Origin of the sequence: Vogesella facilis, from assembly GCF_042648525.1 — a bacterium.
Taxonomy (GTDB): Bacteria; Pseudomonadota; Gammaproteobacteria; order Burkholderiales; family Chromobacteriaceae; genus Vogesella; species Vogesella facilis.
In genome coordinates this window covers 202,229-225,664 of the sequence record NZ_JBHRXN010000010.1, presented here as the reverse complement: position 1 = coordinate 225,664, position 23,436 = coordinate 202,229, and the positions used below count along the sequence as shown (strand labels likewise).

At 67.1% G+C, this 23,436-nt stretch carries 17 protein-coding genes; 7 read left to right on the top strand and 10 right to left on the bottom strand.

All coding sequences use genetic code 11. The features are described from left to right. Positions 1-3: 3 nt before the first annotated feature. Positions 4-693 carry a phosphate regulon transcriptional regulator PhoB gene (gene phoB / locus ACFOLG_RS05155; protein WP_386089167.1) on the bottom strand — a complete coding sequence of 230 codons (690 nt, stop codon included), beginning with the start codon at positions 691-693 and terminating at the stop codon, positions 4-6. Positions 694-1,106: 413 nt separating this feature from the next. Here phoB and ACFOLG_RS05150 point away from each other — a divergent pair, with 413 nt between their 5' ends. Further along, on the top strand, positions 1,107-1,550 hold the full coding sequence (locus tag ACFOLG_RS05150; RefSeq protein WP_386089164.1) for an Lrp/AsnC family transcriptional regulator: 444 nt from the start codon (positions 1,107-1,109) through the stop codon (positions 1,548-1,550). Positions 1,551-1,928: 378 nt separating this feature from the next. Here the strand turns inward: ACFOLG_RS05150 and gap are convergent, their stop codons facing one another. From gap to yedA, 7 genes are all read right to left on the bottom strand, one after another. Continuing rightward, on the bottom strand, positions 1,929-2,939 hold the full coding sequence (gap, locus tag ACFOLG_RS05145) for a type I glyceraldehyde-3-phosphate dehydrogenase (RefSeq protein ID WP_386089161.1): 1,011 nt from the start codon (positions 2,937-2,939) through the stop codon (positions 1,929-1,931). A 1,571-nt stretch (positions 2,940-4,510) separates the two neighbouring features. Then, positions 4,511-6,157 (bottom strand): N-acetylglucosamine-specific PTS transporter subunit IIBC, encoded by a 1,647-nt coding sequence (nagE, locus tag ACFOLG_RS05140; RefSeq protein ID WP_386089158.1) that lies wholly within the window; start codon positions 6,155-6,157, stop codon positions 4,511-4,513. Between the two features lie 179 nt (positions 6,158-6,336). After that, positions 6,337-8,847, bottom strand: a complete 2,511-nt coding sequence (gene ptsP, locus ACFOLG_RS05135; RefSeq protein ID WP_386089155.1) for a phosphoenolpyruvate--protein phosphotransferase — start codon at positions 8,845-8,847, stop codon at positions 6,337-6,339. 282 nt (positions 8,848-9,129) lie between these two features. Continuing rightward, complete coding sequence (locus ACFOLG_RS05130; protein ID WP_386089324.1) at positions 9,130-10,140, bottom strand: SIS domain-containing protein; 1,011 nt, start codon at positions 10,138-10,140, stop codon at positions 9,130-9,132. Beyond that, on the bottom strand, positions 10,133-11,248 hold the full coding sequence (nagA, locus tag ACFOLG_RS05125) for an N-acetylglucosamine-6-phosphate deacetylase (RefSeq protein WP_386089152.1): 1,116 nt from the start codon (positions 11,246-11,248) through the stop codon (positions 10,133-10,135). Before nagA ends, ACFOLG_RS05130 begins: the two co-directional genes overlap by 8 nt. Further along, on the bottom strand, positions 11,245-11,979 hold the full coding sequence (locus tag ACFOLG_RS05120) for a GntR family transcriptional regulator (RefSeq protein ID WP_088966034.1): 735 nt from the start codon (positions 11,977-11,979) through the stop codon (positions 11,245-11,247). Before ACFOLG_RS05120 ends, nagA begins: the two co-directional genes overlap by 4 nt. A 995-nt stretch (positions 11,980-12,974) precedes the next feature. Beyond that, positions 12,975-13,847, bottom strand: a complete 873-nt coding sequence (yedA, locus tag ACFOLG_RS05115; RefSeq protein WP_386089148.1) for a drug/metabolite exporter YedA — start codon at positions 13,845-13,847, stop codon at positions 12,975-12,977. A gap of 216 nt (positions 13,848-14,063) precedes the next feature. Between yedA and ACFOLG_RS05110 the strand changes: the two genes are divergently transcribed. The 4 genes from ACFOLG_RS05110 to ACFOLG_RS05095 all read left to right on the top strand — a co-directional run bounded on the left by ACFOLG_RS05110 (position 14,064) and on the right by ACFOLG_RS05095 (position 18,361). After that, complete coding sequence (locus tag ACFOLG_RS05110) at positions 14,064-16,916, top strand: sensor domain-containing protein (RefSeq protein ID WP_386089145.1); 2,853 nt, start codon at positions 14,064-14,066, stop codon at positions 16,914-16,916. A gap of 203 nt (positions 16,917-17,119) precedes the next feature. Continuing rightward, positions 17,120-17,362, top strand: coding sequence for a hypothetical protein (locus ACFOLG_RS05105; RefSeq protein WP_386089142.1), 243 nt, complete (start codon positions 17,120-17,122; stop codon positions 17,360-17,362). 71 nt (positions 17,363-17,433) lie between these two features. After that, positions 17,434-18,069 (top strand): phosphorylase family protein, encoded by a 636-nt coding sequence (locus tag ACFOLG_RS05100; protein WP_386089139.1) that lies wholly within the window; start codon positions 17,434-17,436, stop codon positions 18,067-18,069. A gap of 76 nt (positions 18,070-18,145) precedes the next feature. Then, positions 18,146-18,361 (top strand): YdcH family protein, encoded by a 216-nt coding sequence (locus ACFOLG_RS05095; RefSeq protein WP_386089136.1) that lies wholly within the window; start codon positions 18,146-18,148, stop codon positions 18,359-18,361. 70 nt (positions 18,362-18,431) lie between these two features. Here ACFOLG_RS05095 and ACFOLG_RS05090 read toward each other — a convergent pair whose 3' ends face one another. Then, a complete protein-coding gene (locus tag ACFOLG_RS05090; protein ID WP_386089133.1) occupies positions 18,432-18,707 on the bottom strand; it encodes a hypothetical protein in 276 nt (91 codons plus the stop codon). 210 nt (positions 18,708-18,917) lie between these two features. On the opposite strand from ACFOLG_RS05090, the gene ACFOLG_RS05085 reads away from it, so the two are divergent. Continuing rightward, the gene (locus ACFOLG_RS05085; protein WP_386089130.1) at positions 18,918-20,525 is read left to right on the top strand and encodes a response regulator; all 1,608 of its coding nucleotides are present in this window, start codon (positions 18,918-18,920) and stop codon (positions 20,523-20,525) included. A 116-nt stretch (positions 20,526-20,641) separates the two neighbouring features. Then, on the top strand, positions 20,642-21,277 hold the full coding sequence (locus ACFOLG_RS05080; protein WP_386089127.1) for a tetratricopeptide repeat protein: 636 nt from the start codon (positions 20,642-20,644) through the stop codon (positions 21,275-21,277). A gap of 186 nt (positions 21,278-21,463) precedes the next feature. Here ACFOLG_RS05080 and ACFOLG_RS05075 read toward each other — a convergent pair whose 3' ends face one another. Next, positions 21,464-23,287, bottom strand: a complete 1,824-nt coding sequence (locus ACFOLG_RS05075) for a phosphoenolpyruvate carboxykinase (GTP) (protein WP_386089124.1) — start codon at positions 23,285-23,287, stop codon at positions 21,464-21,466. Positions 23,288-23,436: the final 149 nt, after the last annotated feature.

Genomic DNA, 23,436 nt, shown 5'->3' with positions numbered 1-23,436 from the left:
GGCTTACCCCTGCGCCGAGAAACGGTAGCCGGTGCCGCGCACGGTCTGGATCAGGCCGTCGTGCCCGGTGCCCTCCAGTGCGCTGCGCAGGCGGCGGATGTGCACGTCCACGGTGCGTTCTTCCACGAACACGTGATCGCCCCACACCTGGTCCAGCAGCTGGGTGCGCGAGTGCACGCGCTCGGCGTGGGTCATGAAGAAATGCAGCAGGCGGAACTCGGTGGGGCCGAGGTCGATGGTGTCGCCGTTGCCCTGCACGCGGTGGGTCACCGGGTCCAGCCGCAGGCCCTTCACCTCCACCGCGTCGTCGGTCATCTGCGGCGCGCGGCGGCGCAGCACCGCCTTGATGCGCGCCAGCAGCTCGCGCGGCGAGAACGGCTTGGTGATGTAGTCGTCGGCGCCGGCATCCAGCCCCTGCACCTTGTCCTGCTCGTCGGAGCGGGCGGTGAGCATGATGATGGGGATCTGGCGCGTGCGTTCGTCGGCGCGCAACTTGCGCGCGATCTCCACGCCGGAGGCGCCCGGCAGCATCCAGTCCAGCAGCACCAGATCCGGCAGCGCGTTCTTGACCAGCGTCAGCGCCACCTCCGCGGTGCTGGCGCGCAGCACGTGGTGCCCGGCCTGAACCAGGTTGAAAGCAATCAGTTCCTGAATCGCCGGCTCGTCTTCGACAAGCAGAATATTGGCTGGCATGCGCGTAAATCCTCCCGGTAGCAATTATGGCAAGGATAGAAAGCAGCCGTTACAGAAATATGACACTTCACCTTGTGGCGGCGCGGCGGCCGGGCCTGGCGTGGCGGCGGACAAAAAAAATGGCCTGTCCGGTAAGGGACAGGCCAGAAGAGGTCAGCTGCCGGCGCGTGGCGCCAACAACCATAAAGACCAGGGACAAAGAGATCACCAGAACAGTTCAAAGATGCTCAGGGACATGAGCACCCTCACAACAGATCCAGAAGTCGAAGCACTCGGGCGCGGACCCTACTGCTTCAACACGAGGCGAATTTTACGGAGGATAATCGCCCCTGGTAATAGTGAATCGAAGGTTTTTCGGCCGCTTCACTTTGTATACAATCTATTTTCGCTACCCTGGCTTTGGAATCGAAAAAATGGACAAGTTCGACCGCAAAATCCTTGCTGCGCTGCACGAAAACGGCCGTCTGAGCTTTGCGGAACTTGCCCGCCGGGTGAACCTTTCCGCGCCGGCAGTCGCCGATCGGGTGGAAAAACTGGAACGAAGCGGCGTAATCAGCGGTTATCGCGCAATCATCAACCCCGACAAGCTGGGCTACCCGATCCAGTGCCTGGTGGAGCTGACGGTGAAAAACCTGGAGTACTACGGCGTGGTGGAGACGCTGAAAGGCATGCCGGAAATCACCGCCTGCGACTCCATCACCGGCAGCAGCGGGCTGATGATACGCGTGGCGGTGGACACCATGAGCACGCTGCAGGCGGTGATCGCGCGCCTGATGCAGTACGGCGATACCAAGACCTCGATGGTAATCGACCAGCCGGTGCCGCCGCGCATGCCGGCGCTGCGCGACGACGACTAGGTAATCGCGCCACTACAGCCACCGCCCCGGTTGCTGCCGGGGGCTTGCGCCACGTTGTAGTCGAATTACAAGGCGTGTCGCCGCCACTGCGGCCCGCCCTGCCGGCATCAACCATGACGCCGGCACGCCCCGGCAGCCACGGCATGGCACTGCGCCAAGCCGTCAGCTGGCAGCTGGCAGCCGCGGCCCCCACCCGGCCGGATCGTGCGGCCAACCTTGCCCGCCGCCTCGCGCGCAAAAAAATGCCTGCCCTTTGCGGGGCAGGCGAGCGGGTCTATGCACAATAGAAGCAACAGAAGAACTAAAGAGCGAGGCGGCCGTCTCCACACGGCCACCGGTAAGAAACCCTCGCTGCTGGCACGCACCGGCAGCACGGCCTTACTTGGCCGCGGCCCAGGCCTGGGCGGTATCCAGCATGCGGTTGGAGAAGCCCCATTCATTGTCGTACCAGGACAGCACCTTCACCTGACGGCTATCGATCACGCGGGTCAGCGTGGAGTCGAACACGCTGGACGCCGGGTTGTGCATGAAATCGATGGACACCAGCGGCAGGGTGTTCACCGCCAGCACGCCCTTGAGCGCACCGTTGGCCGCAGCGGTGACGATCTCGTTCACCTCGGCCACGCTGGTATCACGCGCGGCGGTAAAGGTGAGATCCACCAGCGACACGTTGGCAGTCGGCACGCGCACGGCGAAGCCGTCCAGCTTGCCTTTCAGCTCCGGCAGCACCAGGCCCACCGCGGCGGCGGCGCCGGTCTTGGTCGGAATCATCGACAGCGCGGCGGAACGGGCGCGGCGCAGATCGCTGTGTTCGGTATCCAGCAGCACCTGGTCATTGGTGTAGGAATGCACGGTGGTCATCAGGCCATGCACCACGCCCAGGGTGTCATTCAGCGGCTTCACCAGCGGCGCCAGACAGTTGGTGGTGCACGAGGCGTTGGAGACGATGCTCATGCCGCCGCGCAGGGTGTTGTCGTTCACGCCGAACACGATGGTGGCGTCGGCGTCGTCTGCCGGCGCGGAGATCAGCACCTTCTTGGCACCGGCTTGCAGATGCAGCCCGGCCTTGTCGCGCTTGGTGAAGATGCCGGTACATTCCAGCACGATGTCCACGCCCATCTCGCCCCACGGCAGCTCGGCCGGGTTGCGTACCGACAGCAGCTGGATCGGCTTGCCGTTCACCACCAGCTTGTCGCCTTCCAGCGCCACGCTGCCGGGGAACGGGCCGTGGATGGAGTCGAACTTGGTGAGGTGTTCGTGCAGTTCCGGGTTGCCCAGATCGTTGATGGCAACGATTTCAATGCCCTTGTCGGCAAAACGTTCCTGCCAGGCGCGCAATACCATGCGACCGATGCGGCCGTACCCGTTGATGGCCAGTTTCAGTGCCATGTGTCTCTCCTTGTTTGCGGGTGATCTCTGCGTGCCTGCTGCACGCCAGCTGTGCATCCATCGTTGTCCCATTCCCGCTTGTACTCAATGGTTTTCATGATTGTAGTGTGCGCACTACCAACACTTTTCACCGTAGCAAAGCGCCGTGCTGGTGCAGGGGGAATTTGTTGCTTGTCTGGTATCGATACCAGAGCGTTCGTCATACCGATCTGGCAAAGGCGTACCCGCCCGTAGCCCGCGACGCGGAGGCGACAGTCTTGTAGCTTGGGTTGAGCGCAGCGAAGCCCAACGTTTACCGCGTTGCCTTGTTGGTGTTGTCGGGTGTGGAATCCGCTGCGCGGATGGTGCTTGAAGTCGCCGGTTCCGCCCGGCGTACGGGATAGGGGGCGTACCGCCGCCCCCTATCGACCCCGCTCGCCCCCGCGGTCCGCGAAACCCCGGTAAAAACGGCCGCCGCAAGGCGCGGCCGAACTCGTCCTTCGCTAACGGCTCAAGACTCAAACATGCGGCCGCTTAACACCTTGCGGCAACCATTTTTTGCCGGCGCGTCCCAAGGGGGCAGTCTGGTGGCACACAACGTTGGCCGCATGTTGTGGGCGTGGGTTGATGCGGCCAACGTTTTTGCTCCATTTCTTGTAGGGCGGGTTGAACCAGCGGTTCATACCCGCGCAAGCCACCAACGTCGCGCGGGTATGGCCTGCGGCCAACCCGCCCTACGGCAGACTCCCTCCCGACAATTACCCCCACAAAACAAACAGCAGAACCAAACCGACTTGCCCCAACCCCGTTGGCGCGAGCCGGGCAAAACGGGGCGCCCCAGGTTTTAAGACGCCGCTTTGTTTGAGCCGCGCGACGTTAGCGCGCGGCGAGTTCGGCGGCGCCTGGGGCGTGCCGTTTGGCACGGGGTTTCGAGCAGCCGCCGGGGAGCCGGGGATTGTTAAGGGGGCCGCGGTGGCCCCCTTAACCTGTCCGCCGGGCGGAACCGGCATCAAAATTATCATCCGCGCAGCGGATTCCACATCAGACACACCACCAAGCCATCCCGGTAAATGTTGGGCTTCGCTACGCTCAACCCAACCTACGCGCTACGCGGCCCAAGCCAACACCCCACCCAACTCAACAAACAGCCGAACCAAATCGACTTGCCCCCAATCCCGTTGGCGCGAGCCGTGCAAAATGGTGCGCCCCAGGTTTTAAGACGCCGATTTGTCTGAGTCCCGAGCCGTTAGCGAGGGACGAGTTCGGCGGCGCCTGGGGCGTGCCTTTTTGCACGGGGTTTCGAGTAGCCCCGGGGAGCCGGGGATTGTTAAGGGGGCCGCGGTGGCCCCCTTAACCTGTCCGCCGGGCGGAACCGGCATCAAAACCATCATCCGCGCAGCGGATACAAAACCAGATAACGCGGTAAACGTTGGGCTTCGCTACGCAGGGCCCAAGCAACACACTTCCACCCTACCCGCCCATGCAGCCAAACGTTGGCCGCACGCCACCACATAAAAAAGCGGCGGCAGGCATGACTGCCTTGCCGCCGCCAGCCCCGCCGGGTGGCGGGCTTGGGAGGAAATGCTTGCCGATCAGGCCTGCAGCAGCCGCGCGGTCAGCGCCACATCGCCTTCCACCACCACATGCAGCAGGTTGCCCGGCAGCGTCATCACGCCGCTGGCGCCCAGCGCCTTCAGCTGCGCCTCGTCGATGCGGCCGCTGTCGGCCAGCTCCAGCCGCAGCCGGCTGCCGGCTACCACCGATACGCCGCGCAGGTTGCCTTCGCCGCCCAGCGCCGCCAGCCACTGCTGACGGTCGCCGCTGCCGCCGGCACTACCGCCGACACCCTGCAGCAGCGCATCGCGGATCTGGTCGGCCACCAGCTCGGCTTCCGGCCCCAGTACCACCTGCACGCTGCCGGCGGCCGGCTTGATCAGCCCGCGCGAGCCCAGCGCCTTCAGCGCCGCCTCGTCCACCTTGCCGTTGTCCACCACCTGCAGACGCAGGCGGGTGGTGCAGGCATCCACGTTCTTGAGGTTGGCCGCACCGCCCAGTGCGCTGATGAAGCCACCGGCACGGCCGCCGATGCTGCCGGCAGCCGCTGCCGGCGCTGCGCCGGCTACGGCTTCTTCACGGCCCAGGGTCATCAGGTTGAATTTCCTGATGAAGAAGCTGAACAGGCCGTAGTACACCGCGAAGTAGGCAATGCCCACCGGCACCAGCAGCAGCGGTTTCTGCGCAATGCCGAAGTTCAGCACGTAGTCGAACAGGCCGGCGGAGAAGCCGAAGCCCAGGTGCACGCCCAGCGCATGCATCAGCGCCATGGAGATGCCGGTGAGCACGGCGTGGATGGCGTACAGCGCCGGCGCCAGGAACATGAAGGCGAATTCCACCGGCTCGGTAACGCCGGTCAGCGCGGCGGTAAGCGCCATCGACAGCAGCACCCCCCCCACCGCGGCCTTGTTTTCCGGGCGTGCGGCGCGGTACATCGCCAGGCAGGCAGCCGGCAGGCCGAACATCATCACCGGGAAGAAGCCGGACATGAACATCCCGGCGCTCTGGTCGCCGGCAAAGAAGCGGGTGAGGTCACCGTGCACCAGCTTGCCGGCAGTGTCGGTGAAGTCACCCAGCTGGAACCAGGCGAAGGTGTTGATGATGTGGTGCAGGCCGGTGACGATCAGCACGCGGTTGAGCACGCCGTAGATGAACAGGCCGAACTCGCCGGCGCCGATGATCCAGTGCCCCACCGCGTCGATGCCCTGCTGCACCGGCGGCCACACATAGCCCAGCACCACGCCGGCCAGCAGCATGGCAAAGCCGGTGGCGATGGGTACGAAGCGGCGGCCACCGAAGAACGCCAGGTAGGACGGCAGCGCGATGTCCTTGTAGCGGTTGTACAAGAGGCCGGCGCTGATGCCGGCGGTAATGCCGGCCAGCACGCCCATATTGATCTTGGCGTCGATCACTTTCAGCACCGAGGTCAGCACCAGGTAGCCGATGGCGCCGGCCAGGCCGGAAGCGCCGTTGTTGTCCTTGGCGAACCCCACCGCCACGCCGATGGCGAACAGCAGTGCCAGGTTGCCGAAGATGGCATCCCCCGCCTGTGCCATTACCGCGATGCCCAGCAGATCGGGCTGCCCCAGCCGCAGCAGCAGACCGGCCACCGGCAGCACGGCGATCGGCAGCATCAGGGCGCGGCCCAGCTGCTGGATGCCGGCAAACTTGCTAGATGTAGTCACTTGTTTCTCCCTCATCTCACTCTCTGTGTGTGGGCCGGCAGCCGTGACTGCCTACCCGTGTTGCCCAGCCGTGCCGGCTAATCAGCTACGGCTGGGTTCTGCTTACGATCTGCAGCGCGGCGGCGATATCGCGGAGGCACCGTCTTGTTGCGCCCAGGCGCTGCAGATCGTGAAGGTTCTCACTGCGCCGCAACGTTGGCCGCAGTGGCCAGCAAGGCGCGCACTTCGGCGGCGGAGCGCTGCGCCTGCAGCGTCAGCGCCAGCTCCTGGCAGGCGGCGGCATCCAGCTGCCGTACGCGGTCCTTGATCTCCGGCACCAGCGTCGGGCTGACCGACAGCTCGGTCACGCCCAGGCCCACCAGCGCGGCAGTCGCCAGCGGGTCGGAAGCCAGCGCGCCGCACACGCCCACCCAGCGGCCGTGCTGGCGGGCGCCGTGCACGGTGAGGCCGATCAGGCGCAGCACCGCCGGGTGCAGCGCATCCTGGCGCGCGGCCAGCGCCGGGTGGCAGCGGTCCATCGCCAGCGTGTACTGGGTAAGGTCATTAGTGCCGATGGAGAGGAAATCGGCATGCTCGGCCAGCTGGGCGGCCAGCAGCGCCGCCGACGGCACCTCGATCATCACCCCCAGCTGCGGCCGCTCGCTCAGCCCCAGCTGCGCGGCCAGCACCTCGATGCGCTGGCGCACCAGCAGCAGGTCGGCCACGTCGGTCACCATCGGCAGCAGGATGCGCAAGCGCGACAGCGGCTTGAGCTGCAGCAGCGCGGTGAGCTGCGCGTCCAGCACTTCCGGCATTGCCAGGCTGGTGCGAATGCCGCGCAGGCCCAGCGCAGGGTTGTCCTCGGCCGGCAGCGGCAGGTAGGGCACGTCCTTGTCGCCGCCGGCATCCAGGGTGCGGATGATGGCCGGGCGGTCTTCCAGCGCATCCAGCACCGCCTGGCAGGCGGCGCGCTGCTCCTCGCTGCTCGGCGCGTCGCTGCGTTCGGTAAACAGGAATTCGGTACGCAGCAGGCCCACGCCGTCGGCGCCGTGCAGCACCGCATCGCGGGTTTCGGCGGCGTTCACCACATTGGCTGCCACTTCGATGTGCACGCCGTCGCGGGTGAGCGCACGGCCGGCGGACTGCTCGCGCAGCGCCTGGCGGCGCGCTTCGTGCCCGGCGATCTGCTGCCGCGCCAGCGCAAGGTTGGCCGCATCCGGCTGCGCATCCAGCCAGCCTTCGCCGGCATCCAGCACCGCCTCGGCGCCGGCCGGCAGCTGCAACGCCGCCGGGCCACAGGCCACCAGCGCCGGAATGCCCAGCGCACGCGCCAGGATGGCCACGTGATTGGTGGCGCCGCCACGGGCCAGCACCAGGCCGGCCACCTGCGCACGCGGCAGGCGGGTGAGTTGCGACGGGGTCAGGTCGTCGGCCACCACGATGGCCTGCGCCGGCAGCTGCAGCGCGCTGTTGTCGCTGCCCAGCAGCACATCCAGCACGCGGCGCTCCAGGTCTTTCAGATCGGCCACGCGCTCGGCCAGCAAGGCATTGCCGAGGCTCAGCAGCACCTCGCTCTGCACGCGGATGGCGCTGCGGTAGGCGTGGGCGGCGCTGCGGCCGTCGACGATGAAACGCTCCGCCGCCAGCATCAGCTCCGGGTCGTCCAGCAGTGCCAGGTGGGCGCCGAAGATCTCGCCTTCGGCACGGGCGCCACGCTGGCCGGCCAGGGCGATATCGGCCTCGATGTCGCGGCGCACCTGCGCCAGCGCACCATGCAGTGCGGTGAGTTCCGCCTCCACGCCGGCGCCGCGTTCCGGCACCGCGCGGTCCTGCTCGGCCAGCAGCAGCAGGGTGCCCACTGCCAGCCCCGGCGCGGCACAGACGCCGCCCAGCTTGCCGTCGCTGCGTGCGGCCAACGTGGTTGCAGGCACCGCGGCGGCGGCATGGCCGGCTTCGCTGCGGGTCTGCAGTGCGGCCAGCATGGCGGCCAGTGCGGCTTCGGCATCGGCGCCGCTGGCATGCACGCTGACCGTGTCGCCCTCGCCCACGCCCAGGCCCATGATGGCCACTACGCTGCGCGCGCTGGCATGTTTGCCGCCAAAGCCGATTTCGATACGGGAGGTGAAGCGGCGCGCGGTGTGCTGCAGCAGTGCCGCCGGGCGCGCATGCAGGCCGCCTTCGTGTGCCACCAGCGCCTGGCCGTGGTGGCTGACGCCGCCGGCTACGCTGTCGCCTTCCGCCGCCGTGCCGCTGGCGCTGATATCCAGCAGCGCGCTGCTGCCGGCCTGCACCATGCCGCTGGCCGCGGCGCCCAGCTGCATGTCGTCGCTGTTGGTCACTACCAGCACGGTGATCAGCGACGGCGCGCGCTGCGCCACACTGTCGATGTCGATATCCACCAGCGGCTGGCCGCAGCTGACGCGGTCGCCGGCCTGGACGCGCGGGGCAAAGCCCTGCCCGCCCAGCTGCACGGTGTCGATGCCGATGTGCAGCAGCAGCTCGGCACCGTTGGCCGCACGCAGCGCCACCGCGTGGCCGGTGGACGACAGCTGGCTGATGACGCCGTCACAGGGCGCCAGCAGGGTGGAGGACAGCGGCTCGATGGCCAGGCCCTGGCCCATCATGCCGCCGGCGAATACCGGGTCCGGCACCTGGCTCAGCGGCAGCACCTTGCCGCTGAGCGGCGCGCGCAGGGTTACGGTTGCAGTCATGTGACACCTTTCTCTGTCGGGCACCTCGAAAAACTCCCGCTTTCGTCGCGACACTGCGTTGCTCACGAAAAATTTCGCCTTACATATCAAACATATGCTGCGTCGAAATTTTTCGTTCGCGCCTTGTCTCGCTTAGAAATCCGGGTTTTCGAGGCGCCCTGTGCTGTTTTTTGCGCGTACGGCGTCCCCCGCCGTGCGCGCAGCATGCGTTGTGTCGCCGCGGTGGGCCGCGGTCGAGGTATCTGTTGTATTGGGGTACTGCGTTCGGGTGCGCCTGACGGTTTACAGTGTCAGGGTCACCTTGTTCAGGTGCCGCGGCTCATCCGGGTTCAGCCCGCGCGCCTCGGACAGCCGTGCCGCCATCAGGTAGAAGCTCTGGATCGCCAGCAGCGGGTCCAGCGCCTCGTCACCGGCCAGCGCCAGCGTCAGGTCGCGGCTGGCGACATCGGCCGGTGCCGCCAGCAGCACGCGGGCGCCACGGCCGCGCATCTCGTCGGCCAGCGCGATCAGGCCGGCCTGCTCCGGGCCGCGCGGGGCGAAGATCAGCAGCGGGTAGCCTTCGTCGATCAGCGCCATCGGGCCGTGCTTGATCTCGGCACCGGAGAACGCCTCCGCCTGGATGGCGCAGGTCTCCTTGAATTTCAGCGCCGCTTCCAGCGCCACGGCAAAGCCCAGGCCACGGCCCACCACCATGATGCGTTCGGCGTTCTGCAGTACCTCGATGGCCGGCGACCAGTCCTGGCGGGTGGCCTCCTGCAGTGCCTGCGGCAGGGCTTCCAGCGCCGCCAGCAGGGCTTCGTCACGCTGCCAGTGCGCCACCAGGCGGGCAACGGCGGACAGCGAGGCGATGTAGCTCTTGGTGGCAGCCACGCTCTTTTCGCTGCCGGCGCACAGCGGCAGCGACCACTCGCAGGCGGCGGCCAGCGGCGAGTCCGGCTGGTTCACCAGCGCCACGGTGCGGGCGCCGGCTTTGGACAGCGCTGCCATGGTGTCCACCAGGTCCGGGCTGCGGCCGGACTGCGACAGCGCCACCGCCAGCTGGCCACGCACCGCCAGCGGCGCGTGGTGCAGGGTGATCAGCGACATCGGCAGCGATACCACCGGGGTGCCGGTGCGCTGCATCGCCAGGTAGGCGAAATAGTTGGCCGCATGGTCCGAGCTGCCACGGGCCACGGTCAGCGCCAGCTGCGGCTGTGCCTTGGCCAGTTCGCGCCCCAGCAGCGCCAGCCCTTCGTCGGCATACATGTGTTGGGCGGCTACCGCCTCGGCGGCAAACAGGGCTTCATCAAGCATCAGGCTCAAGGCACTCTCCTTCTACGTACACGTGTTGCACAAACAGGTCTTTATCCATCACCACCACGTCGCCCCAGGCGCCGGTTTCCAGGCGGCCGCGGTCGGCCACGCCCAGGTAATCGGCCGGGTACAGCGACAGCCGGTTGCTGGCCTGCGCCAGCGGCAGGCCGATCTGCACCAGGTTGCGCAGCGCCTGATCCATGGTCAGGGTGCTGCCGGCCAGGGTGCCGTCCGCCAGGCGTACGCCCCCCATGCACTTGGTCACGGTGTGGGAGCCGAGCTTGTATTCGCCGTCCGGCATGCCGGCGGCGGCGGTGGAATCGGTCACGCAGTAGAGGCGCGGAATGGCGCGCAGCGCGGCGTGCATGGCGCCCGGATGCACATGCAGCAGGTCGGGAATCAGCTCGGCGTATTCGGCGTGCGCCAGCGCGGCGCCCACCATGCCCGGCTCGCGGTGGTGCAGCGCGGTCATGGCGTTGAACAGGTGGGTGAAGCCGCTGGCGCCTTCCTGCAGCGCAGCCACGCCTTCCTCATAACTGCCCAGGGTGTGGCCCAGCTGCACGCGGATGCCGTCCGCGCTCAGGCGGCGGATCACCGCGTGGTGGCCGGCGATCTCCGGCGCCAGCGTCAGCACTTTCAGCGGCGCCAGGCTGCGGTAGTAGTCGATCTCGTCCATCACCGCGGCCACGGCGTCGTCCGGTTGCGCGCCAAGCTTGCCGGGGTTGATGTAGGGGCCTTCCAGGTGCACGCCCAGGATGCGGGCGCTGCCGGCGGCGCGCTGTTGCGCCACCTTGCCCAGCGCCGTCAGCACATGTACCAGCTCGGCGCGCGGCGCGGTCATGGTGGTGGCCAGCAGCGAGGTGGTGCCGAAGCGGGCGTGGGTACGCGCCACATGGCCCGCCGCATCGCCGGCTTCCATGATGTCCACCCCGCCGCCACCGTGTACGTGCAGGTCGATGAAACCGGGCAGCAGGTAGCGTGCCGGCTCGCCCGCGCCGGCCAGGCGGCCGTCGATGGCGGCGATGCGGCCGTTGTCGTCCAGATGCAGCTCGCCATCCAGCCAGCCGGCGGTGGTCAGCATGCGTCCCTGCAGTACCCGTGTTTTCATCGTCTCAGCTCTGCCACAAAGTCGTAGTAATCGTTGCGACACCAGGTGTCGGTCAGTTCTATCGCCACGTTGTCGGCGGTGTAGCCGATACGTGTCATCAACAACATCGCCTCGCCCTGCTTGATGCCGGCGCTGGCGGCAATATCCGGCCCGGCGTTCACCGCGCGGATGTGCTGCAGCGCGCGCACCACCGGGTGGCCGGCAGCATCCAGAAAGGCATACAGCGAGCTGCCCACCGCCTGCGGGTCCGGCAGGTAGGCCAGCGGCAGCGTGCTCTGCTCGATGGCCATTACCACACCGTCCGCCAGCCGCTGGCGCTTGAGCCGCACCACCTGCGCGGTGGGCGACAGCCCCAGCTTGATCACCTCGTCGTGCGTCGGCGTGCCGATGCTGCGCTCCAGCCATACCGACGACGGTTCGAACCCCTTCTGCTTCAGCATCTCGGTGAAGCTGGTCAGCCGTGACAGCGGTTGCTCCAGCCGCGGGGTGATGAAGGTGCCGGAGCCATGCCGGCGGCGAATCAGCCCCTGCTCCAGCAGCACATCCAGCGCCTTGCGGGCGGTGACGCGCGAGATGCCCAGCTCGTCGGAGAAAGTGCGCTCCGACGGCAGCGCCTCGTCAGCCTGCCACCAGCCGGCATTGATGGCGTCGGCCAGCTTGCGGGCGAACTGCAGGTACAGCGGCGTGCTCTGCGTCTCGTCCGGCTTCAGTGCCTGCCAGCGTTCATCCATGGCGAAATCCTCAAGTGGTCTTGGAAAGGCATCAGTGTACGTGCTGCCTGGCTACCGTCCCAGCCGCTGTGTTGCCGCAAAATTAATACCACTACCCAACCACGTCAATACCAGTTGTAGACCAGTTGTCACGATTGGCAACGCTGCAATGCAGCATTGGCGGTGCAAATTCGCGCCGGAAAATGCCGAGCCGCGCCAGTGCTGGCGCTGCGGGGAGATTAGGGAACGGAGCAACTGGTATTAAGCAGGTATCAAAAATGCAACACAGGGGGAGGGAGGGGTGTGCTTGCGGCCAACGTTGGCCGTATCGGGTTTTGTATCCGCTACGCGGATGATGCTTGAAGTCGCCGGTTCCGCCCGGCGCTCCCCGTGGGGCAATCTGGCGCCTCACAACGTTGGCCGCATGCGTTGAACCTTGCGGTACGGCCAACTTATCAAGCCTTGGAGCCGAACCGGCTCGCCCCAATCCCGTTGGCGCGAGCCGGGCAAAACGGTGCGCCCCAGGTGTTAAGCCGCCGCATGTCGGAGTCCCGAGCCGTTAGCGAGGGACGAGTTCGGCGGCGCCTGGGGCGTGCCGTTTTGCCCGGGGTTTCGAGCAGCCGTCGGGTCGCCTTTTCTTTGGGTACTGTCTTTTGGCGAAGCAAAAGAAAGTACCCCGCCCGCCGGGCGGAACCGGCGACTTCAAACAGCATCCGCGCAGCGGATACAAAACTACCCGCCAAACCACGCGGTAAACGCTGGGCTTCGCTACGCGCAACCCAACCTACATGCGAAGTTGGCCGCTACCTGCCGTAGGGGGAAAGCCCCACAGAGGCGTTCCGCCGTGTTCCGCCGTGTTCCGCCAGCATGCGGCCAACCTTGAGTGGCGGAGAACGGCGGAACGCCCGGTTGCAGCGGGCTTCCAGCCTGTGCTGCCACGCAGCTACCCAGCCTAGCGCAGGCAATAAAAAACCGCCCAGCCGGGCGGTTCGACACAGCAAACCTAGACCACCGCGCTAGCGCGGCGCCTTGTTCCAGCCGATCAGCAGCACCCCGCCCAGGATGATGGTCATCGACAGCAGTTCGGCCGCGCCGATGTGCTCGTGCAGCAGCCCCACCCCCAGCAGCACGGCGATCACCGGGTTGACGTAGGCATAGCTGGTGGCGGCGGCGGCGCTGACGTGCTGCAGCAGGAACATATAGGCGGTGTAGGCGATCAGCGAGCCGAAGACCGCCAGGTACAGCATGGCCAGCCAGCCGTGCCAGCCGGGCATCGCCGTCAGCTGCTCGCCGCTGGCGAGGCTGCCCAGCAGCAGCGCGCCGCCGCCGGTGAGCATCATCATGGCGCTGGACATCAGCCCCTTGGGCTGGGTGAGGTGGCGGCTCCAGGCCGAGCCCAGCGCCCAGCCGGCGGAGGCGAACAGCAGCGCGGCGGCGCCGGCCGGCGAGGCCTGCAGATTGCTGCCCATGTTCAGCACCACGATGCCGGTAATGCCCAGCAGCACGCCGGCCAGATCCATGCGCCGCGGCTTGTGGCCGAACAGGCGCGCGAACAGGATGGCGAACAGCGGCACGGTGGCTACCACCAGCGCCGCCACACCGGACGACACTTCCTTCTGCGCCAGGGTGACGAAGCCGTTGCCGATGGCTGGCATCAGGATGCCGAGGATGGCGGCGCCTTTCAGCTCCGCCAGCGTGGGGTTGGCCGCACCGCGCCAGCGCAGGTAGCCGTACATCAGCGAGCCGGCCAGCACGAAGCGCACGCCGGCCATCAGGAACGGCGGCCAGGCGGCGACGCCGATGCTGATGGCGAAGTAGGTGGAGCCCCAGATCAGGTACAGGGCGAGGAAGGCGGCAGCGAGTTTGAGCTGGTGGCGGCTAAGGGTCATGTCATGAATACCGGGCGGGGGCCTGTGCGACGCCACGATAACGTCCGGCAGGCCCGAGAGCAGCACAATGCCGCTGGCGTGGCCGGCGCACAAGGGGCAAACGCTGAAAACGCTGTTCTGCCGCCGGCCATACCCATGCCGGCCGCGTGGCAAATGTCGGTCAGGCTTCCTATGCTGGAAACGCTGCCTGCCACACGAGCGCCCCAGGCCATTGCCATGACCGATTCCCGACCGCCCCTTTCCGCGGATGCCCACTGGTTGCATTCGCTGCTGCAGCATCTGCCCGACCCGGTATGGCTGAAAAACCCGGACGGGGTCTACCTGTATTGCAACCGCGCCTTCGAGCAGCTGTTCGGCGCCGAGGCCAGCGCCATTGTCGGCCGCCGCGACCGCGATTTTGTCGATGCCGAGCTGGCGGATTTTTTCCGCGCCCGCGACCTGCTGGCGGTGCACCTGAACACCGCGCTGAGCAACGAGGAATGGGTAACCTTTCCGCACAACGGCCACCGCGCGCTGCTGCACGTGATCAAGACGCCGCTGCACAATGGCAGCGCGCTGGTGGGGGTGCTGGGCATCGGCCGCGACATCACCCGCCTGCACCAGGTCACCGAGCGGCTGGCGCAGCAGGAGCGCACGCTACGCTACGTGATGCAGGCCACCGGCGAAGGGGTGTGGGACTGGGACACGCGCAGCGGCATGCTGCTGCACAACAGCCGCTGGAGCGAGATCACCGGCATCGCCCGCGACCAGGAGCAGCACCCGCTGGCCGACTTCGTCGCCCAGGTGCACGAGGACGACCAGCTGGCGGTCAACAGCCTGATCGCCCGCTGCCTGCGCGGCGAGGCGCCGTACTACAGCGAGCACCGTATCTACCGCAGCGATGGCCGCATCATCTGGGTGCAGGACCGCGGCAATGTGGTGGAGTGGGACGAGCACGGCCTGCCCACGCGCATGGTGGGCAGCATCAGCGACATCACCGTGCGCAAGCAGGCGGAGCAGGCGCTGCGCGCCAGCGAGGCGCGCTTTCGCGCCATCTTCGAAAACGTGGACGCGCTGGCGATACAGGGCTACGCGCCGGACGGCACCGTGCTGTACTGGAACCGCGCCTCCAGCCGGCTCTACGGCTACGACGCGCAGGAGGCGATCGGCCGCTCGCTGTACGAGCTGATCATCCCGCCGCCGGCACGCGAGGCGGTGCGGCAGGAGGTGCACTGGATGTTCGCGCAGCAGCAGGGGGCGCCGGCGGCGCACCTGCAGCTGCAGCACAAGGACGGCCACCTGGTGGACGTGCATTCCAGCCATACCGTGGTGAATACCGGCGACCGGCTGATGCTGTTCTGCCTGGACATCGACCTGGGCGCGCAGGTGCGCGCGGAAAGCGCGCGCCAGGAAAGCGAGCAGCGCTACCGCGCGCTGTTCGCCGCCTCCGCCGACGGCGTGCTGGTGGTGTGCGGCCAACAGATCGTGGATGCCAACCCGGCGGCGGCGCGGCTGTTCGCCTGCGAAGTGGGCGACCTGCTGGGGCTGTCGCCGTGCATGCTGTCGCCGCCGACGCAGCCGGATGGCCGCGACGCCGCCATCCTGATCGAGCACTATCTGCCGCAGACGCAGCAGCAGCACCTGCTGCAATGCGAATGGCGCTTCCGCCGCCCGGACGGCAGCCTGTTCGACGCCGACCTGCAGCTGGCGGCGGTGATCCTGGGTGGCATCAGCCACGTACTGGTGTCCTGTCGCGACGTGACCCAGAAAAAGAAGGATACGCAGCTGATCTGGCAGCAGGCCAACTTCGATCAGCTCACCGGCCTGCCCAACCGCCACATGCTGCAGAACCGGCTGGAGCAGGAGATCGCCCGCAGCCAGCGCGACGGCCTGCAGCTGGCGCTGCTGCTGCTGGACCTCGACCACTTCAAGGAGGTGAACGACACCCTGGGCCACCGCGCCGGCGACGAGCTGCTGCAGTTGGCCGCACAGCGGCTGCAGACCTGCGTGCGCCACATCGATACCGTGGCGCGGCTGGGCGGCGACGAGTTCACCGTCATCGTCAGCACGCTGGAGCACGCGCAGCAGGCCGGCGAGATGGCCGAGCGCATCCTGCAGGCACTGGGCGCGCCCTACCACCTGGGCGACGACATCGCCTACCTGTCGGCCAGCATCGGCATCACCATCTGCCCGGACGACAGCAGCGAGCTGGAAACACTGCTGAAGAACGCCGACCAGGCGATGTACGCCGCCAAGGGCCAGGGGCGCAACCGCAGCTGTTTCTTCACGCCGTCGATGCAGCTGGCGGCGCAGACGCGGGTGCGGCTGGGCAAGGACCTGCGCCAGGCGCTGGCCAGCGGGCAGTTCCGCCTGCACTACCAGCCGATCCTGGCGCTGCACAGCGGCCGCATCGCCGGCGCCGAGGCGCTGCTGCGCTGGCAGCATCCGCAGCGCGGCTGGATCAGCCCGGCCGAGTTCATCCCGCTGGCGGAAGACAGCGGCCTGATCGTGGAGCTGGGCAGCTGGGTGTTTGCCGAGGTGTGCCGCCAGCTGCAGCAGTGGCGGCAGCTGCGGCCGCAGCTGCACATCAGCGTCAATGTGTCGCCGATCCAGTTCTTTGCCGACAACGCCAATCTGCTGCAATGGCCGGCACTGCTGGCCGAGCACGGTCTGCCCGGCGACAGCGTGGTGCTGGAGATCACCGAGCGGCTGCTGCTGGACAACCGCGACCAGGTCAGCACCCAGCTGCACGCGCTGCGCCAGTGCGGCATCCGCGTGTCGCTGGACGATTTCGGCACCGGCTACTCCTCGCTGTCCTACCTGAAGAAGTTCGCCATCGACTACCTGAAGATCGACCAGTCCTTCGTGCGCCACCTGGAAACCGACGGCAGCGACCGCGCGCTGTGCGAGGCCATCATCGCCATGGCGCACCGGCTGGACATGCGCGTGGTGGCGGAAGGCATCGAACTGGCCGCGCACCGTGACTGGCTGTGCACCGCCGGCTGCGACTTCGGCCAGGGCTTCCTGTTTGCCCGCGCGCTGCCGGCCGCGGAGTTCGAGGCGCTGCTGCAGCAGAGCCAGCCGTTCTAGGCGCCGCCCGCGCTTTCCCCACCCCCATCCTGCCCGCCCACGGCGGCCGGCCCGCACCCGCTGGCCGGCCGCTTTTGTATCCGCTTTGTGTCGAACCGGAAACAATCTGACAGTGTTTTTACGGCACTCGACACACTAGGCTACACACGGCAACAGCGCAGACACATGGCGCTACATTGGCGACACATGGGAAGGAGCGACAGATGAGCATCAACGGTCTGATTTCGGCAGGCAGCACCATCGGCAGCGGCCTGCGCCAGGTTGGCAGCGGTGTGAGCCAGGTGGTATCCGGCAGTACCGAGGCGCTGGGCGGCGCCACCACCGTCGGCGTGGGCGTGGTGCGCGCGGCGGCGGAAACCGCCGATCTGGCCACCCTGGGCGTGGCCGGGCTGGCCGGCGTGGCGGGCCTGAAGGCGATCGGCAGCCTGATCGACACCGTGGCCTGAGGTCGCGGCCAAGCTTGCGGCGCGGGCGGCTACAATCCGGGTATCCGTCCAGCCCGCCGCAAGGAGCTGCCATGAGCATCTGTGTCCTGTTTCCCACCGCCAGCGAGGCGGTCCTGTTCCAGCGCGACGGCGTCGACACCGTCATCAGCGGCGTCGGCCTCACCGCCACCGCCTACAGCACGCTGAAAACCATCCAGCAACGGCGCCCGTCGCTGTTGATCCTGGCCGGCATCGCCGGCATGTACCCGCATGCCGATCTGGCGATCGGCGACGTGGTGCTGGTGGCGTCCGAGGTCGAGGCCGACCTCGGCTTCTTCACTCCGGAAGGCTTCACCCACCTGGCGCACCTGCCGCTGGACATGGACTTCGTGCGCCGCCACACCCTGCCCTGCCACCACCTGCCGGCGGCGGCGCCGTTCCCGCTGGCGCGCAGCGCGTCGCTGAATGCCGCGCTGGCGCCGTTTATCGACAGCCGCGGCGTGGACATCGAGAACATGGAAGGCGCGGCGTTTTTCCACGTCTGCCGCGAGGAAGGCGTGCCGTTCCTGCAGCTGCGCGCCATTTCCAACGTGGTCAAACCTGGCCATGACGACTGGGACATGGCCGGCGCGGTGCAGGCGCTGACCGCCGGGCTGCACCGGCTGCTGGACAGCCTGGCCGAGCCGGCCAGCCAGCCGCCGCTTATGCCGGGTGGTTTCGTGCCCTAGATCAAAGTAAGCGCGCGCAGCCAGCCATAGCATGATGTTGACACGTACACGTTAGCAACCCAGCCAAGGAGTCATCATGTTTCCGGAATTCCGCGATCTGATCAGCAAGCTCAAAACCGACGACGCCCACTTTGCCCGCCTGTTCGAGCGCCACAACGAACTGGACCAGCAGATCAAGAACATGGAGGCGCGCATCGAGGCGGCGTCGCCGGTCGAGATCGAGAACCTGAAGAAAGAAAAGCTGAAGCTCAAGGACGAGCTGTACCTGATCCTGAAAGCCGCCACCGTCTAAGGCGGCCGCGGCAGCAAAAAACCCGCCAGGCGTGCCCGCTGGCGGGTTTTTGCATGCTGGCGCCGCGGCGCTAGGCCAGCGCAGCCAGCAGCTGCGCGCAGTCCGGGTCGTCGGCCAGCGCCCGGCCGATGCGGTTGAAGGCTGCCGCCGCCTTGTCCGGGTACTTGGCAAACGGCGTCAGCCCGTCATGCGGCCAACCTGCGGCCGCCAGCACCTGGTTGCGGAACGCCATGCCGGCCGGCCCGCCGCCGGCCATGCCCAGCAGGCGCTGCTCGATCAGCGCGTGCGGAAACGGGGTCTTGCGCAGCGTCAGGAAGTGGCCGGATTCGACTGTGTCGTAGTGCATGCTCTGCTGTCCCCGAAACAATGCCGCCGATAACTGTAGCGGTTTATGTCAGTTTGGCGACAATTTGCCGCCCGTTGATATCTTGAAGTCATAACTTGCAGATGACTTAATCATTTACAAGCTGACAATAGCTTATAGTTTATAGAACCGCCGGCCGCGCACAGGCCATTCCGCCGGCACTTCCACACAGATTATTGGGAATGAGCGCTCGTGAGTGAGTTGAACGAAAAAACCACTGTCCTGATCGTCGATGACTCGTTGACCATCCGCCAGTCGCTGCGCGCCATGCTGGGCAATGTGGACATTACCCGTTCTGAGGTGTGCGCCAACGCCGCCGACGCCCTCAGCCGGCTGAAAAACCGCCAGTTCGACGTGGTGTTGTGCGATTACCACCTCGGCGAAGGCATGAACGGCCAGGAGATCCTGGAGCAGCTGCGCTCCTCCGGCTCGTTTCCGCTGACCTCGGTGTGGATCATGATCACCGGCGAACGCAGCTACGAGCGGGTGGTGGCCGCCGCCGAGGTCGCCCCGGACGACTACATCCTCAAGCCGTTCTCCAGCCAGATGCTGCTGGACCGCATGGAGCTGGCGTTCAACCGCAAGTTCTTCCTGCGCCCGGCGCACGAGGCGCTGATGAGCGGCCGCGAGAAGGAGGCCGTCGAGCTGCTGCAGGAGCTGCTGCCCAAGGCCGACACCATGGTGAAGAAGCTGGACGTGCTGCGGCTGCTGGCGGAAACCCATTTGGCGCAGGAACAGTACGACGCCGCCGCCAAGCGCTACGGCGAGATCATGCAGCTGCGCGTGATCCCGTGGGCCAAGATGGGCATGGCGCGCATCCTGCACGCGCAGGACAAGCCGGAGGAAAGCTCGGCGCTGCTGCAGGAAATCATCGAGGAAGCGCCGCACTACACCGATGCCTACGACACGCTGGCGCACAACCTGGCGCGCTGCGGCCAGTTCGCCGAATCGCTGGCGGTGCTGGAAAAGGCGGTATCGCTGTCGCCGCGCAACTTCCGCCGCCTGTGCCTGGCTGGCGAAAGCGCGCTGAACGCCGGCGACCCGGCCAAGGCGGCGCAATTCCTGGAAAAGGCGGTACAGGTTGGCCGCAACAACAGCGGCTTCGGCCCGGACGTGCTGGTGGACCTGCTGCAGGCGCACAGCGAGGCCGGCAATACCGACAAGATGGACCAGGTGGCCAACCAGCTGTCGAACATGTTCAAGAACGGCCAGGACGCCTTCCTGCCGCACGTCTGCCGCGCCCTCAGCCTGCTCGGGCGCCAGGCCTATGCCGAGGCGCAGGAATCGCTGCGCCAGGCCGCCGCGCTGCTGGGCGAAGGCCGCCTGGCGTGGCGCAGCGGCGTGCGCTTCCTGGAGGCGGTGGCGCGGCTGCCACCGGAGTTGGAAGGCTATAGCGGCGCGGCGTGGATACACCAGCTGGCGATGCGCTTCGTGCGCACCCACCAGGACGTGGAACAGCTGTCGGCGATGACGCGCAAGCGCGAGGCACTGGCGCAGACCATCCACGACGCCTACGCCAAGCTGCAGGTCACCAACGACGAGGCGGTGGCGCTGACCAAGGACAAGAACAAGGCCGCCGCCGCGCAGCTGCTGTACGACACCGCGCGCGAAACGCTCAACGAGCGTCTGGGCATGAACGCCTGTGCGCTGCTGCTGCAGCAGGGCGACGCCGAAAGCGTGGCGCGGGTACACGAAATCATGGGTTGGCTGCCGCTGGAGCACGAACGGGTGCAAGGCTTCCAGCGCACCCTGGACAAGCTGCACAAGGCCAGCAGCGCCGCCGAAATCGCCGAGGAATAGCGGCGAGCCGCGACTTTTCCGCGCCGTGGCTGTCCAAACCCGCAAGTGTGCGGCCAACGTTGGCCGCAGCACCTGCGCTCGGCTGGCACCCGCCAACGGTCATGGAAGGAGCGATCATGCGACTGCCCTGGTTGTTACTGTTACTCAGCGGCCTGGCGTCGGCCGCCACCCCGTTGCCCGATCTCGAAGGCTGGCAGGATTATCAGGCCGGCCGCTGGCAGCAGGCGCGCGACCGCTTCCAGCGCGCCGCCGCCGATGGCAACCGCGTGGCGGCCTTCAACCTGGCCATCATGCACTGGCGCGGCGAATCGGTGCCGGTGAACCGCGACAAGGCGCTACGCTGGCTGCGGGTGGCGGCGGACAAGCAGCTGCCGCACGCGCAGTACGCGCTGGGCCTGCTGTACGAGAACGGCGACGGCGTGCCACGCTCGCAGCCCAAGGCCACGCACTGGTTCATGCGCGCGGCGCTGCAGGGCTACCGCGTGGCACAGCTGGACCTGGGCACCCAGTACTACCTGGGCCGCGGCGTGAAGCAGGACCTGCGCATGGCGGCGTACTGGTACCAGCAGGCCGCCGAGCAGGGCGATGCCGGCGCGCAGTACCTGATCGCCAGCATGTACGAGCATGGTGACGGCGTGAGCCAGGACCTGGAAAGCGCCATCCGCTGGTATGCGCGCGCCGGGGTGCAGGGCGATGTCGCCGCCAGCCTGAAGGCGATCGCGCTGGCACGCCGGGTCAGCCCGGCGCAATAAAACCGTTGCTGCTCAATTACTTGCCAAACCGTGACACCGACAGCCGTCACGAAACTAGCGGCAGCGCCGTTTTGCGCCCGCGGCTGTGGATAAACTTATCCACAGCCTGGCGCCCAAGGTTGGCCGCAGCCTGAGCGGCCAGAAAAAAAGGCCGCCCGTGGGCGGCCTTGCTGCTGCGGCGGCGGCTTAGCCCGCCAGCGCGGCGGCCAGCTTGCGGCGATGCGCGGCCAGCTGCGGCGGCAGGCGGTCGGCCAGCTTGGCGAACCAGTCGTCGTGCGCCGCCAGCTCCTGCTGCCAGGCCTGCGCGTCCAGCGCCATCAGCTGCGCGAAGTGCTCGGCGCTGAAGCCGTCCAGCCCGGCCCAGTTCAGATGCTGGTATTCCGGCACCCAGCCCAGCGCGTTGCGCTGTGCCTCGGCCTGGCCCTGCACGCGGCCCACCATCCACTCCAGCACGCGCATATTGTCGCCGAAGCCCGGCCACAGGAAGTTGCCGTCCTTGTCGGTGCGGAACCAGTTGACGCAGAAGATGCGCGGCAGATGTGCCACCTTGCCGGCCATCTGCAGCCAGTGGTTGAAGTAGTCGCCCATGTGGTAGCCGCAGAACGGCAACATGGCGAACGGGTCGCGGCGGGTAACGCCCTGCGCGCCAAAGGCGGCGGCGGTGGTTTCCGAGCCCATGGTGGCGGCCAGGTAGACGCCTTCTTCCCAGCTGGCGGCTTCGAACACCAGCGGCACGGTGCTGGAGCGGCGGCCGCCGAAGATGAAGGCCGAGATCGGCACGCCGGCCGGGTCGTTCCACGCCGCGTCCAGCGACGGACACTGCTTGGCGGACACGGTGAAGCGCGCATTGGGGTGCGCCGCCTTGCGGCCGGTTGCTTTGCCGATTTCCGGCGTCCAGTCATTGCCCTGCCAGTCGATCAGGTGCGCCGGCGCCTGCTTGCTCATGCCTTCCCACCACACGTCGCCGTCGTCGGTCAGCGCCACGTTGGTGAAGATCACATCCTCGCGCAGCATGGCCATGGCGTTGGGGTTGGATTTCTCCGAGGTGCCCGGCGCCACGCCGAAGTAGCCGTTTTCCGGGTTGATGGCGTACAGCTTGCCGTCGGCGCCCGGCTTGATCCAGGCGATGTCGTCGCCGACGGTGGTGACTTTCCAGCCGCCGTAGCTCGCCGGCGGAATCAGCATGGCGAAGTTGGTCTTGCCGCAGGCGCTGGGGAAGGCGGCGGCGACGTAGGATTTCTCGCCCTGCGGGTTTTCCACCCCCAGGATCAGCATGTGCTCGGCCAGCCAGCCCTGGTCGCGGCCCATGGTGGAGGCGATGCGCAGCGCGAAGCACTTCTTGCCCAACAGCGCGTTGCCGCCGTAGCCGGAGCCGTAGGACCAGATCTCGCGGCTTTCTGGGAAGTGCACGATGTACTTGGTGTCCGGGTTGCACGGCCACGGCTTGTCGGCCTCGCCGGCGGCCAACGGTGCGCCCACGGAATGCACGCAGGGCACAAAGTCGCCGTCGCTACCCAGCACTTCGTACACATTGCGGCCCATGCGGGTCATGATGCGCATCGACGCCACCACGTACGGCGAGTCGGTGATCTCGATGCCGACGTGGGCGATCGGGCTGCCCAGCGGCCCCATGCTGAACGGAATCACGTACATGGTGCGGCCGGCCATGCAGCCGTCGAACAGGCCGTTCAGCGTGGCGCGCATCTCTTCCGGCGCCTGCCAGTTGTTGTTGGGGCCGGCATCTTCGCGTTTTTCGCTGCAGACGAAGGTGCGGTCTTCCACCCGCGCCACGTCGGACGGGTCGGAGAAGGCGGCGTAGGAGTTGCGGCGTTTTTCCGGGTTCAGCGCCTTGAGGGTGCCGGCGGCCACCATCTGCGCCAGCAGCTGCTGGTTTTCGGCGTCGGAGCCATCCACCCAGTGAATGGCGGCCGGCTTGGTGAGGGCGGCGACTTCGGCCACCCAGGCGATCAGTTGCGGGTGCTGGACGTAGGAAGGTACTTGCAAGGACATGTTTACCTCTGCGATTGAATGGCAGAGCAACCGACAAAACCCGCCTGGCTGACGGCGGCCAGGTCAGGTCTGGTAGGTCGCCCTGGTAGGGGTGCGGCATTATCGCCGACATGTAGTCGCACAGGTTCAGGCCCGACCGAAATATGCCG